Raw genomic sequence first — 13334 nt, 5'->3', positions numbered from 1 at the left:
CGCAGATCCCTCAGAAAGTGAAGCCGAAACGCGTGTAGATGCGGGCGTCGTCGCGTCCATCGGACGCATTGCGGCGTCCGGTCGGCAGGGCGGCCGTGAGGCGCCATTCGAAATTGGCGTACTGCGGCAAGCGGAAGGTGAAGCCGACACCGGCGGCGTCGAAGCTGGTCGGCGCAGCGACGCCATTGGCCGCAAACACGCGGGCGTGATCGGCGAACACGTCCAGCTCCAGCAGCTCGCGCCACGGCCGGCCATTGAACGGCGAGGCGGCATCGGCAAAACCGGGCGCATCGACGTGATATTCCAGCGCGGTGTAATAGCCGAGATCGCCCAGTGCATCGGACACCGGATAGGCGCGCACGCTGTCCGGCCCGCCCACCGCAAATTGCTCCAGCGGCGCCAGCGTGTCGCTGCTGTATTGGCCGCTGAACTTGAAATACAGGCGTTGGGTGCGGGTGAGGTATTGCAGGCGCGTGTACGACAGCCGCGTCAGGGTGAAGTGGCTGTCGCGGTCGGGGCTGACCAGATCCGGGTCGGCCGAGCCATCGCGCAAGGCCTGGCGCACGCTGAGCTGCAGCAGGTCCACTCCGCGCCAGCGCAGATCGGTGCGGCGCAGCGAGACGCCGAGTTCGGCCACGTCGAAGGATTGGTCCGACAGCGTGATGCCGGCGGCATCCAGCCGCGATTTTTCGCGCAGATACCGCGCCGAGCCTTGCAGCTGCAGCAGATCGTGATTGATGAATTTCCAGTCTGCGCCGGCATACACCACCGAGGTGGGGCCCTTGAGGCCGAGCCGGGCGAACACGCCGTTGCGCACTTCCAGCTCGCTGCGGCTGGCGCCGACCACCGCGCTCAGGCCGGACACCTGCCCCACCGGCAACGCATACGACAACGCGCCGATCTGGCTCTGCCGCGGCGACAGCGAGTAGGCGTAGTTGGCGGCGAACACATCGCCCAAGCCCAACGGGCTGTTCCAGGTGATGCCGGCCTGGGCACGATAGCGGCCGGTGAGTTCGGTGCCGTAATTGTTGCCGCCCAGGCTGATCACATACGGGCGCGCAGCTTCGCTGGCGACCAGCACCACATCGGTTTCTCCGGCGTTCTGGCCCGGCTGCAGCACCGACGACAGCGACACGCCCGGCAGATCACGCGCGTACAACAGCGCGGTGTCCACGTCCTGCTTGCGCAGCGGGCGGCCCTGCAACTGGCGCAGCGGCGCCGACAAGGTGGTGCCGCGATAGCGCGCGGCGCCTTGCACGGTGACCTGGCCGATGCGGCCTTCGAGCACGCGGATCTCGATCAGCTGGTCCGGGCCGGGCGTCTGCGCCGGCAGATAGGCGGTGCTGACGATGAAGCCAGCTTCGCGATAGGCGCGGGTGACGGTGTCGGCCACCGCCTGCAGCTGGTCGAAGCGCAGCGCCACCAGCGGCTGGCCCTGTGCCAACGCGGCGAACGCGGCATCGGCCACCGCCTGCACGCGCGCCGGGTCGATGCCGGCCTCCGGATAGTTGCCCACATCGCGCACGCGGAATCCGCGTACCGGCAAGGTGACAACGGCATCGCCGCGGTCCTTCATCGCCGGCAGCGCAGCGCCGCCTGCGGGCGCACCATCGGAGGCGCTGTGGTCCTGCGCCCACGCAGGTGCGGCCAGCAACAGGCACGCAGACACCGCCGCGGCCAGACACGTCATACGCATACGTCACTTACCCCTGAAAACATCCGTTGTTGCGCATGCCCGACGTGCCGCGCTGCGCATGCGGACGTGTGCACGCTCGCATGGCGATCGGCATGGTTGCGCTCGCCCCTGACTGAACGCCGGTCGAACCCGGACGTACATTTATGGAATGTTAGCAACATTAATGCGACGACGGTCACTGTTACGACAATTGCCGCGGCACGCCTGCGCAATCGGCTGGCGCGATCCCGCGGCAGCGGCGGGCTGGAGCGGTCGTCGAGCGACCGCGGCTGCGGGTTGCGCAAGGTCGCGCCCTGCGCCTGGCGGGCGGCGTCCAGCACGCTGCGCCGACGGGCGCGGTACTGCGCGCGATCGATCTGGCCAAGCTGGTGCGCCTGGGCCAGCGCATGCAGCTGGGCGTTGGCCGGGTGCTGCGTGCTACCGCTCATGGCAGCTCCCGCAGCACGCGAAAGCCAACGTCCGGCTGCGCCGAGCCATTGTCGGCGCGGCTGGCCTGCACGGTGCAATCGGACCAGTAACTGGCAAAGCTGCCGCCGCGGGTTTGTACGCCGGCGCCACTGGAGACCCATTCCCACACATTGCCGGTGAGGTTGATCAGCCCCCACGGGTTGGCATCGCGGCCGCGCGCCGACACCGGTGCGCGTACCGCATCGGTGGCGCTGGCGGTGGGCGGTACGCAGTTGCTGTCTTCGGCTTGCCGCCAATTGCTGGCGGCCTGCGCGGCATGCAGCCATTCGGCATCGCTGGGCAGGCGGTAGCGCCAACCGCCGCTGCCGATGGTCAGCCAGCGCAGATAGGCGCGGGCCTGGGTCAGGCTGATGTTGCGCACCGGCGCGCGCGCCAGCTCGGGCGTGCTGGCGGCCTGCGCGGTGCAGCGGCCGGTGGCCTGGCAGAACAGGTTGAAATCGGCCACCGCCACCTCGCCGCGCGACAACGCATACGGCGTGCCGCCGTCGATGCCGGGCACCACCACCAGCATCGGGCCGCGGGTGTCGCCCAGCGTGTCGAAACAGGCCGCGCCACGGCCGGGCAGGCCGGCACCGCCGCACGGGTCCGGGCCGGTCGGCACCGGAGGCAGGCTGGCGTCGTCATCCACGCTGGTGGGCAGTGCGGCAGCGGCCGTGGTGCTGCGGGCCGCCCCGGTGGTGGCCGTGGTGGGTTTGGCGGTGGATCTGCCGCGCGTCGATTTTGGTGGCGACGCCGCAGCCGGTGCGTCGGTAGCGCTGCCGGCGGGCACGCTGTCGGATGCGGGCGCATCGACGCCAGGCGCACGTTGCAGCCGCGCGGACAACGTGCCTTCGGGCAGTTGCCCGGCGGCTTTCATCTGCGCTTCCAGTTGCGCCATTGCGGTGGCATCGCTGCGATACAGCGCCTGCAGGCGCTGACCCAGTTGCTGGCGCTCGGCGGCCGGCAAGGTGCCTGCAGCCATTACTGCGGCGGCGACGGCATAACGCGCCTGCGCACTGCGTAGCTCGGCGCGTTGGCCCAGCGTCTGCACCCCCTGGGCGAGCAGGTCGGCGGCCTGCGCATAGCGTCCTTGCGCAAAGGCGTCGCCGGCGTTGTTGCGATACACCTGCGACAGCAGTTGCGGGCCCTCGCTGCGCAGCAACGGATGGTTGGGCTGCAGCACGCGGATACGCGCCAACGCATCGCCGGTCTTGCCCAGGTCGTTGGCGGCGGCGGCACGCCGCAGCGACTCCACCCGACCGGCCAGTTCGGCCTCGGCACTTTCGCGGGCGAGCGCCTGCTGCAGCTGTTGCTCCAAGGTGTGCAGGCGCGTGCGTTGCGCCAGTAGCGCGCTGGACTGCGGTGCCAGCTGCAGACCGAAGCTGACCAGTGCCTGCGCGCCCGGCAGTTGCGCCGGGTCGGACTGGGCGGCGACCAGGCCAGCGATGGCCTCGGCCACTGCGCCCTGTTGCGTGCTGCGCTCGGCCGCCGGCAGGGCGGCCAATGCCGCAGTCACGCGGTCGCGCCACGCCGCATCGGTGCCGGGCTGGGCCAGCGCGGCGGCCAGCGTTTGATGTGCGCCAGCGGCATCGCGCGGCGCCGCAGCCACCGGCGTGCGTCGGGCTTGCTGTTCGGCCACTGCAACCTCGGCGCTGCGCAACTGCAGGCGCAACGAGTCGGGAAAGGCCGCACGTGCCTGATCGCTCTCGGTCCGCGCGGTGCTGAGCTGGCCTGCCGCAACCGCCTGTGCGATGGCGGCATCCAGCCGCACTTCCAGTGCGGCGTGATGCAACAGACTGCTGGCCGGGTCGATGCGACGCACCTGGTCGAGCGTGGCCAGCGCATTGTCGGCCTGGTTGCGGAACAGCAGACCGGCGTCGAGTTGGCGATTGAGCGTGGTGTCGAGCGCATTGAGGCGCTCGTTTTTTTCGCGCTCGATGGTCTGCCGGCGCGCATCCAGTGACGGCGAATACAGCCGCAGCCGGTCGCGCAGCGCAAACACCTGCAACGCGCCGCGATAATCGTTGCGGCCGTTGGACGGATTCCACACTGCATCCAGACGACGCAGCAGGAAATCTTCGATCAGATCGCTGCGGTCGGTGAGCAGGCGGCGGCGGTCGTCCGGCTCCAGGCTGGACAGCGCCTGCATGGCCTGGGTTTCGTCGCGATAGCGCTGCGGGTCCTGCGCACCGAAGCGGGCGACCACCTCGGCCAGATGCTGCTGATGCAGGTAGCGCTGCACGCCCCACCCGCCCGTGCCCAGCACCGCCAGCGCGGCGGCGCCGTAACCGAGCATGGGCAGTGCGCGTTCGCGCAGCGGCACCTGGCGCAGGCCATCGAGCAACTGATCCACGCGCTTGAGACGCTGACCGGCGGGGAACGCGACGGCGGCGCACAGCGTGGCGTATTGGCGCCGAGTCAGGCCAGGCACCGGCGGCGGGCGGCGGCCATCGCGCAGCGCCACTTCGGCGCTGAGTTTGTCGAACGGGTGCTTGCCGGTGAGCAGTTCAAAACACACGCAACCCAGCGCGTACAGATCGTCGGCCGGGGTGGGCGCCTGCCCACGGATCATTTCCAGGCTGGCATAGGCCGGCGTCAACGCACCGAGCGTGGCGGCATCGAACACGGTCTGTTCGCCGGACACATCGGCGGCGTGTTTGCCGGCGCGTGCGATGCCGAAGTCGAACACCTTGGCCATGCCTTCGCGGGTGACCATGACGTTGCCGGGTTTGAAGTCCGAGTGCACCACGCCGGCGGCATGCGCGCGGATCAGCGCGCGGCCCATGCCATCGATCAGCGGCCACGCCTGCTTGAGCGGCATGCCGTTGTAGGCCTGCTCGCGGATCAACGTTTTCAGGTCGCTGCCGTCGATGTACTCCATGGTCATGAAGACCAGGGTGCGGTCCTTGTCGAAGTCGTACACCCGCACGATGTTGTCGTGTGCGAGCTTCTGCGAGCGCCGCGCTTCGCGCTGCAACGCGACCAGCGAATCGGGATGACGGCGGAATTCGTCGCTGAGCACCTTGATGGCCAGCCACGGGTCGCGGTCGCGCGCTTCCACCTTGCGCTCGTCGCGTGCCAGATACACCACGCCCATGCCGCCGCGCCCGAGTTCGCGCTCCAGCAAGAACCGTCCCTTGAGCAAGCTGCCGACGCTGGCGTGGTCGCCGCCGGCCGCCTCGGCCAGGTGTTGCCAACTGGACAGGCTGGCGGTGCCTGCGGTGCCGGTGCCGGTTTGCGTGCCCACACCGGTCTGGGTACCCAGGCCCAGGCTGGTGAGGCTGGGCACATCACCGGGCAGTGGCTGCGCCGGTTGCACACGGGTGATGTCGTCTTCGACCGGCACCGCAGCGCGGCGCGGCATCACCACGGTGGCGTCGTCGTCCGCTGGCGGCGTGGCGGTTGCAGCGGTTGGCGAAGTTGCTGGCGGCGCTACCGATGCGACAGCGTGCAATGCATCCAACCGATGCATCAATGTGGTGACGGTGACATCGTCCAGCAGTTGCTGGCGCTGCAGTTGCGATAGCGTTTCCACACCGTCGCGGTATTCGGCATCCGGCACGGCCGCGCGCTTGCCCAGCGCGGCCAGCACGGCCTCCAGATTCAATGCGCCGGTGCGCATGGCGGTGACCAGTTCGGTCACGGTGGCAGTGTCTTGGTACATGCGCTCACTCCTGCAGGCGGACGACGACGGCGGTGACGTTGTCGCGCGCCGCCCTGCCCATCGCCAGTTCGAACAACCGCGCCAGTAACGCGCGTGGATCGCCGAAGCGATGGCATTCGGCATCCAGCTCCGGGTCGGGGATTTCCTTGTTGATGCCGTCGCTGCACAACAAAAATTGCGTGCCCGGCAGACTCGGCAGCAGCACCCAATCGACAAACAACGGCTCCTGCGCGCCGACCGCACGCGTGAGCACGCCGGCGGCGGCGGCGGCGGCCTGGGCACTGCCAAACTGGGTGACGTCCTCGCGCACGCCGTGCACGTGATCGCGGGTGAGCTGGCGTAGCGGGCCGCCGTGTTGCGCATAGATGCGGCTGTCGCCGACCCAGCCGCACAGCATGAAATCCGGGTCGTGCACCAGCACCACCACGGTGGTGGCGATCATGTCCACGCGGCGTTGCCGCGCGACCTGCAGCAGCTCGGCGTTGATCTGCGCCAGGGTGTCGTCGATGGCGTCGAGAAAGTCGCACAGGTCCGGTGGGCGCACCAACGCTCCCAGCCGCTGCACCAGCAACTGGCTGGCGTAATCGCCGGCGCTGTGGCCGCCCAGGCCGTCGGCCACCACCCACAACCCGGCGTCGTCGCGCAGCAGCAGCGCGTCTTCGTTGAGCCGGCGCACCTTGCCGGTTTCGGTGTGCCCGGCCGATTGATAGAACGCGCTCATCGGGTCACCTCGGTGATGTCCGCATCGGCGAGCAGCCAGTCCAGATAGCGTTCGGCTGCGGGCAGGCCGTCCAGCGCCTGCACAGCGCCGCCCAGTGGCCACCACAGCGACTGGCCGTGCACCGGTGCATGCGTGGTGGATGACGTGGCAGGCACCGCGAGCGCGCGCACGGCGGCGTCGAAACTCACCGCATCGGCGCGTGCGCGCAGTGCACGGCCCAGGCACGCCGCCAACGCGCCAAACCAGGCGTGTGTGGGCAGGCAGGCATGCGGCAACGGCATCGCCACGACCATTGGGAAGCAACGCCCCACGCGGTCTTCGCCTGGGCCAAACACGCCGGCCCAGGCCTGCGGGCCGCACACGCCCGGCCCCAGGGCGAACGCGCGCAAGCTACTGCTGCGATACGCACCGGGCCAATGCTCGCCGAGCTGCTGGCGCACCGTGTCCAGGCAGCTGGCAAAGTGTGCGTCCCACGGCTGCACGAAGCTGGCCGGCAAGCGCCGCTGCACGAAGTCGCCCACGCCGGGCAACTTGCCGTGGAAACCAATCTGATCGGTCGCCGGCATGTTCATCCGCCGCACGCAAACTGCTGGACGTCGCTGTCCAGAAACGGATGGCGCAGGTTGCCTGCGCGCAGCGGCACCTGTACGTCGTGGCCACCGAGCGCGAAGCTGGCGACGAAGCGCAGATCGGACGGATTTTCCAGATGCCCGGCCTGCAGCGCGCGAAACAGCGCCCAGTCGCCTTGATAGTCGAGCGTGCCCAGCGCCACGCCATCGGCGCCGAAGGCGGCAATCGACACATGCCCCGGTACCGGCCCGGGCCAGATCATCGGCATGCTCTGCGCCGCACCGGGTTGGTAGTCGTAGCGCTGGCCTTCAATGTCCAACGTCAGCCGGGTGACGCCCTCGCCCAGCGTGGGCGCCAGCACGGTGAAGCCGATCTGCGGGGTGGGCCCGCCGCGAAAATATTTCTGCCGGATGCGCTGTGCCAGTTGCAGCTGTACGGGCAGGCCGGGCGCGCCGACGACCGCATCCGGGCCTTGTTTCCAGCGCCATTGCGGCGCCTGTGTGTCCAGCAGCGGTTGCACGGTGCCGGTGTAGAGCGCATCCAGGCGCCCACCGGTACCGAACAGTTCGCCAAAATTCTGCAGCGGGATATCGACCTGCGCCGTTGGGTCGAACGGGTAGCGGCCGCGCACAAAATCGCTGCACACCTCTCCCACCGATTGGCGCACCTGCGCATCCAGCGCGGCGCGTGCGCCCTGCGTCATCAAGGTGGCGCTACTGCCGGCCAGGGTTTGCAACCAGTCGGTCACCGGCGGTGGCAGCTGCGCCATTTCCTGCCGGGCCACTGCCAGCTGCGCGTTGGCAGCCGCCGCATCGCCGCCGCCTTGCGACACCACCAGCAACTGCTTGCCCAGTTGATCGAGCACGCTCAGCAGATGATCCAGCGGCGTGGCACCAGGTGCGCCGGCAGTCAGCGCGTTGAGCGCCAGAAAGTGCTCGCTGATCGCCGCGCCCGGCACCGGTGCGTTGGCGGCGGCAGGGTCGGCCGGGGTGGCCAACGCCGCGCTCATCGCCGCGCCGCCCGGCAGCTTTGCCGCTGCCGCGTTGGCCTTGGCAGCCGCCTTGCCGGCCGCTGCAGCCACGGCGCGCTGCGCCGGGTCTGCCGGCGGTGCGCGGTCCATCGCCTGGGTGTGTTCGCCGACCACACCGAGCAACAGCCGCAGCGGCGAGCTGGGGCCGGCCAGTTTGGCGGCGGTTGCGCTGGCAGCGGCCAGATCGGCGGCCGGACGCAATTGCAGATCGGCCAGCAGCGCATCCCAGTAGCGGATGTAGTCGGCAGCGTAGCGCTGGCCCACCTCACGCACCAACGCGGCCTTGGCGGCTGCATCCAGCGGCGCGCCGCCGAACACCCAATCGTCGTGCCCGAAGCGCTCCACCGCCTGGCCGATGCCATCGCGCTGCAGACCGGCAAACACCGGCTGGGTGTACAGCGCCGGCACCGCGGTGGACAGCGCGGTGCCGCTGCGCCGCACGAAGGTATCGGCAAGCAACCCCAACGCCTTGTCCAACCGCAGCGGGGTGCCGGCCGGCGGCGTGAGCAGCAGGTTGCCGTAGATCAACGTAGACAGATCGGCCGCACGCAGGCTGGCGCGCGCCTGTGCGATGCGCTCGCCGTCCAGCGACAGCGCACGCACGCGCTCGGGCGCATCGAGCAAGGCCTGCAACTGCGTGCTCAGCGCTTGCTGCTGCGCCACATCGCGCGGAAACAGTTTGCCGGCCTCGATGGCCGCCAGCGCGCTGAGTTGTGCCGCATCCAGATGCTGCGGCTGGCCGAGCATGAGGTAGCCCTTGAGCGTGTAGTACAACGCCTGCGGCGCCTGCGCGTTGTCGACCAGACCGTTGCGAAAGCGCACCGCCAGCGCCGGCAACAAGGTGGCATTGAGCTGGCGCAGATAGCCGGCCTGCATTTCATCGCCAAGCGCGGCGCCCTGGAACAATCCCATCCGCAGCGACCACGGCGTGTGCGCGTGGTACTGCCGTGCCACCCGCACCACCGCCTGCGTGGCTGCGGCCTGCTGCAGCGTGCGCGCCACGTACTCGGGCATGGCGGTGGCGGCATTGGGGTCGGGCATTGCCGGGCGTGCATCCAGCGCCTGACGCACCTGGTCGAGATAGGCGCGATTGCCCAGATAACTGACGCTCAACCCGGCCAGCAGCGCACCACTCAACACCGCAACGCCTACATAGGCGGCCGCCTGCAACCACGCCATGCGGCGCTGCTGCGTGGGCGGGGTATTGGCCAGCCCGGATTCGCGCAGCACCACCTCGCGCAGCAATCGCTCGACAAAGAACGTACGGCGTTGCGCGCCGGGAGCATGCACCCGCGCATCGTCCACACCGAAGGTGCGTGCCACCGCGCCCATCATGCGATCGATCGGCGTACCTTCCTGCGTGCCGGAGGTGAAGTACACCCCGCGCAGCAGCGGTGCCGGCCCGTAGACGTTGCCGGCGAAGGTGCCTTCGACAAACTGCCGTGCACGCTCGCCGAGCGCGGCGACCTGCTGTGGAAACGACAGGATCGCTGCACGCCGCAAACGGTCGCGCTCCAGATTCAGACGCTCGAACAGGCGTGCGCTCAACTGCTGCTGCAGCAGGTTGAATTCGTCGGCAAAACCACGCGCGGCGCGGCCATCGAGCGTGTGCGCCAGCGGAAACGACATGCCCCAGACCTGGCTGCGCTGCGCAGGCGTGAGATCGTCGAAGAACTCGCCGAAGCCACCGACCAGATCGCACTTGGTAAAGATCAGGTACACCGGCACGCTGGCCTGCAACTGCTCGGCCAGCTCGTCCAGGCGGCGCCGGATCGCCTGCATGTGCGTGTCGCGTTCGCCATCGTCCAGCAGCAACAGGTCGGACATGCTCATGGTCACCAGCACGCCATTGAGCGGCCGGCGTGGGCGATGGCGCCGCAGCAGGCGCAGGAAATCGCGCCAGGCGCCGGCATCGACGGCTTGATCGGAATCCTGCGTGGTGTAGCGCCCGGCGGTGTCCAGAAACACTGCTTCGTCGGTGAACCACCATTCGCAATCGCGGGTGCCGCCCACTCCGCGCAGCGCGGCATCGCCCATGCGCGCGGCCAGCGGAAACTGCAGGCCGGAATGCTGCAGCAAGGTGCTCTTGCCCGAGCCGGGCGGGCCGATCAGCGCATACCAAGGCAGCGTGTACAGATCGCTGCCGCCGCGTCGCTTGCGCAACAGTTGAATGGCTTGCTGAAAGCGCGCCTGCAACTGCGCGCGCTCCTGCCCGCTGCGCAGTTCGCGGTCGTCATCGCGCCCCGGGGCGGCCAATGCGCTGGACAAACTGCCGGCGCGCCGCTGCGCGCGCCAACGCCGCCATGCCAACACCCCCAGCCACACACCGATCAAGGTCACGATTGCCAACAGCCGTGCCGCCACACCGGTCAGCGGGCTCCAGCCATCGATGGCGACATACGGCCCGCCCACCCACAACAGCAACGACAGCAGGCACAGCGCCAGCACGCTCACCACCAACGTGGCACTCAGCTTGGACAACAGCGTTTTCATCGTCATTCCCCAGGCTGAAACAGAATCTCGACGCGGCGATTGCGCGCGCGATTGGCAGGCAATTGCACCGGCTGCGCCACCGGTTGCGAGTCACCGGCGCCCAGCGCTTCCACCCGCCCCGGCGTGCGCAGATGCGTGCGCAACAGCTGCGCCACCGCGTCGGCACGCGCCCCCGACAAGGCGTAGTTGTCGGCAAAGCGCAGCGAGCGCACCGGCACATCGTCGGTGTGCCCGACCACGATCACCCGGCCCGGCAATTGATCGATTGCCGCAGCGATCTGTGCGATCAGGCCACGTTGATCCGGCTCCACCTCGACGCCGCCGGAGGCGAACATCGCCGCGCTGCTCAAGCGCACGCGCGTCTGCCCATCGGCCTGCTCATCCACGCTCAGCAGACCGGCGCGCTCCTGGGTCGACAGTAATTGTTTGAGGCGCACCTGCGGCGGCGGCAACGGGGTTGCATCCGGTGGCGTGGCCGGCGCCAGCCCCCATTGCGCGACCTGCGCACTGATCGGCGCCGATAACGCGTTCAAGCGCGTCTGCATCCACACAAAGGCCACCACCAGCACGCTCAGCCCCAGCAGCGCAGCGGCCCACAGCGGCAAGAAGCGACCCAGCCGGCGACGGTCTTCCACCCCGCGCCAATGCGGCGCAAGACTGTCCGGCGCGGCGCCGCGCGCGGCGCGGATACGGCGGAACAGGTCGTCCTGAATCTCGCCGAGCTTGGCCAGCCCGCCGGCTTCGATCTGATAGCGGCCAACGAACCCCAGCGCCAGGCACAGGTACATCAGTTCGATCAGGTCCAGATGCCGCGGCACATCGGCGCAGAGCCGCTCCAGGATCTGGAAGAACTTGGCGCCGCCGTACGATTCGCTATGAAAGACCACCAACAAGGTCTTCTGCGACCAGCCGCTGCGCTCGCCCCACGGTGCATTGAGCACCGCCTCGTCGAGCAAGGCGCACAACACATAACGCGCGGCGGTGACCGCTTCAACCGGCGCGCCGCCATCGCGGGCACGTTGCTCGAAACGGCGGATCTGCGCCATCACCTGCTCGCGCAGGCGGGCCACGTCGGGCAGTTGCGCGCTGTGGCGCAATTGCACGGCCAGCAGCAACAGCGGCGTGGCCGCCTGCACCAACGGGTTGACGCTGCGGCCCAGCAGCTCGCTGATGTCGGCGTCTTCGACAGCGACCGGTTCGGCAGCGACCGGGTTGGCCATTGGCGGCGCGACCAACGCGGCATCGAAGTCGGTAACGGGACGGCTCATGCGTTCAACTCCGGATCGCCCACAGTTGCAGGTCCAGCCCGGCAAATTCGCTGCCGAAGTGGAATGCGATGCCGCCAGAGGTCTTCAGCGTTCGCCACAACGCGGCGCTCTTGTCGAACTCGAAATACAGATAGCCGGCGTGGTACGGAATCTGCCGCGGGGCCACCGCCATCGGCGTTGCGACGATGCCGGGCAACTGCAGATTGACCAGATCGCGGATCTGCTCCACCGGCCCGATCTTGGCGTGCGCAGGCAACTGCCGGCGCAACTCTTCGCTGGGCATGTCGGCTTTTGCGGCAAGCACGAACGCGGCGCTGTCCAGCAAGGTCGGGTCGGGCACCATCGCCACCCACACCCCGAATTTGCGTGCCTGCATCGGCAACGGGGTGGCGGTCTGTTCGAGCACTGCGCTCAGGCTGGAGCGCAGTGCGCCGATCACCGGCTCGAAGCTGTCCTGCTGCGCCTCGTGCCGGTAGGCCGGCCATGCCGGCGGGCGCTTGCCCGGTGCGGTGAATGTGCTGAGTTCGCCGGCCAGCGCCACCAGCGCACGGAACAGTTCTTCCGGGTGCGCCAGTGGTGCAGCAGCCCAATGCGCAATCTGCGGCTGCCAGCGGTTGACCACTTGCAGCAGCAGGAAATCGGCGATGTCAGCAGCGCCGCCGCGATCGGTGAGCGTAACCCGCGCCGCCAACGCCTCGCCGCGCTGATGCAACAAGCCAAGCAGTTCGGTCAGAAACGTGGTCAGCCTTGAGGCGGCCTGACACACCATCGCGCTGGGAATGAAGTGCGGGTCGAGGATCACCTGACGGTCCGAGCGCGATTCGATGATGCGTGCCACTGCGATGCGGTCCAACCCGTCCAGTGGCTGCGATTGCGGTAGCAGGCGCGTACTCAACCCGCCGACTTCCATCAGCACCGCCTCGCTGGTGCTGCCCGACGCGTCACCGCTTTCGGTTTCACGTACGCGGTAGCGGAACAGCTGATCGGCCGGCGATTCCGGGCGCCCCAGTTCCGGCTGCGCAGGCACCCGCAACGGCAGCGTGAGATACACGATCTGATCGCGGCAGTTGGGGTCTACCTCCAGCGCCATCGGCAGCGGGTCGTCGCCGGGCATCGCAAACGGCGTGCCGTCGGCAAACACGCCACGCGCACGCCGCAAGCCCAGCTTGCCCACCGCCAACAGATCGGTTTCCCATTCCAGCTCGCTCAATCCCCAGGCATACGGCCGCAACCGTGCCGCACGCAGATCGACGTAGCGCTCCAGGTACCGCTCCTGCTGCTGCAGATGCTGAGGGCGCAGAAACAGCCCCTCGCTCCACACGACCTTGTTGTTCTGCATGATCCACTCGCTAGGGAAACGCCGCGCGCCACCGCACGGCGTGCCATGCGCGATCGTCATGTTGTTGGTCGGTTGCATGCCGCTGGCGATCGCGATGGCTGCAGTC

General features: G+C 68.7%; 7 protein-coding genes and 1 pseudogene. All 8 read right to left on the bottom strand.

Features of this window, described 5'->3' with window-relative positions; translation table 11 throughout:
* Positions 1 to 10 precede the first annotated feature (10 nt).
* Positions 11 to 1690 carry a ShlB/FhaC/HecB family hemolysin secretion/activation protein gene (locus RQH86_RS17615; RefSeq protein WP_311239924.1) on the bottom strand — a complete coding sequence of 560 codons (1680 nt, stop codon included), beginning with the start codon at positions 1688 to 1690 and terminating at the stop codon, positions 11 to 13.
* On the bottom strand, positions 1687 to 2124 hold the full coding sequence (locus RQH86_RS17610; protein ID WP_311239905.1) for a hypothetical protein: 438 nt from the start codon (positions 2122 to 2124) through the stop codon (positions 1687 to 1689). The genes RQH86_RS17615 and RQH86_RS17610 overlap by 4 nt, the downstream gene beginning before the upstream one ends.
* Positions 2121 to 5807, bottom strand: a complete 3687-nt coding sequence (locus RQH86_RS17605) for a bifunctional serine/threonine-protein kinase/formylglycine-generating enzyme family protein (RefSeq protein ID WP_311239906.1) — start codon at positions 5805 to 5807, stop codon at positions 2121 to 2123. Before RQH86_RS17605 ends, RQH86_RS17610 begins: the two co-directional genes overlap by 4 nt.
* A 4-nt stretch (positions 5808 to 5811) precedes the next feature.
* A complete protein-coding gene (locus RQH86_RS17600; RefSeq protein WP_055846949.1) occupies positions 5812 to 6528 on the bottom strand; it encodes a PP2C family serine/threonine-protein phosphatase in 717 nt (238 codons plus the stop codon).
* Positions 6525 to 7100 carry a type VI secretion system-associated protein TagF gene (gene tagF / locus RQH86_RS17595; RefSeq protein ID WP_311239907.1) on the bottom strand — a complete coding sequence of 192 codons (576 nt, stop codon included), beginning with the start codon at positions 7098 to 7100 and terminating at the stop codon, positions 6525 to 6527. Before tagF ends, RQH86_RS17600 begins: the two co-directional genes overlap by 4 nt.
* Entirely contained in the window at positions 7097 to 10627 is a 3531-nt protein-coding gene (gene tssM / locus RQH86_RS17590) for a type VI secretion system membrane subunit TssM (protein ID WP_311239908.1), read from the bottom strand. Before tssM ends, tagF begins: the two co-directional genes overlap by 4 nt.
* Positions 10624 to 11912, bottom strand: a pseudogene (gene icmH / locus RQH86_RS17585) (type IVB secretion system protein IcmH/DotU). Before icmH ends, tssM begins: the two are co-directional and overlap by 4 nt.
* Positions 11894 to 13228, bottom strand: a complete 1335-nt coding sequence (gene tssK / locus RQH86_RS17580; RefSeq protein WP_055850177.1) for a type VI secretion system baseplate subunit TssK — start codon at positions 13226 to 13228, stop codon at positions 11894 to 11896. The pseudogene icmH and the gene tssK overlap by 19 nt, the downstream one beginning before the upstream one ends.
* Positions 13229 to 13334: the final 106 nt, after the last annotated feature.

It is taken from the genome of Xanthomonas sp. WCS2018Noco2-27, from assembly GCF_031843525.1.
GTDB lineage: Bacteria > Pseudomonadota > Gammaproteobacteria > Xanthomonadales > Xanthomonadaceae > Xanthomonas.
The sequence above is the reverse complement of the archived record's forward strand: the minus strand, read 5'-3'. Positions and strand labels throughout refer to the sequence as shown.

Bases quoted from the DNA above. Each gene is read 5' to 3' on its own strand.
- RQH86_RS17605 (WP_311239906.1), bottom strand. From the start codon at position 5,807: ATGTACCAAGACACTGCCACCGTGACCGAACTGGTCACCGCCATGCGC.
- tssM (WP_311239908.1), bottom strand. From the start codon at position 10,627: ATGACGATGAAAACGCTGTTGTCCAAGCTGAGTGCCACGTTGGTGGTG.
- RQH86_RS17615 (WP_311239924.1), bottom strand. From the start codon at position 1,690: ATGACGTGTCTGGCCGCGGCGGTGTCTGCGTGCCTGTTGCTGGCCGCA.
- RQH86_RS17600 (WP_055846949.1), bottom strand. From the start codon at position 6,528: ATGAGCGCGTTCTATCAATCGGCCGGGCACACCGAAACCGGCAAGGTG.
- tssK (WP_055850177.1), bottom strand. From the start codon at position 13,228: ATGCAGAACAACAAGGTCGTGTGGAGCGAGGGGCTGTTTCTGCGCCCT.
- RQH86_RS17610 (WP_311239905.1), bottom strand. From the start codon at position 2,124: ATGAGCGGTAGCACGCAGCACCCGGCCAACGCCCAGCTGCATGCGCTG.
- tagF (WP_311239907.1), bottom strand. From the start codon at position 7,100: ATGAACATGCCGGCGACCGATCAGATTGGTTTCCACGGCAAGTTGCCC.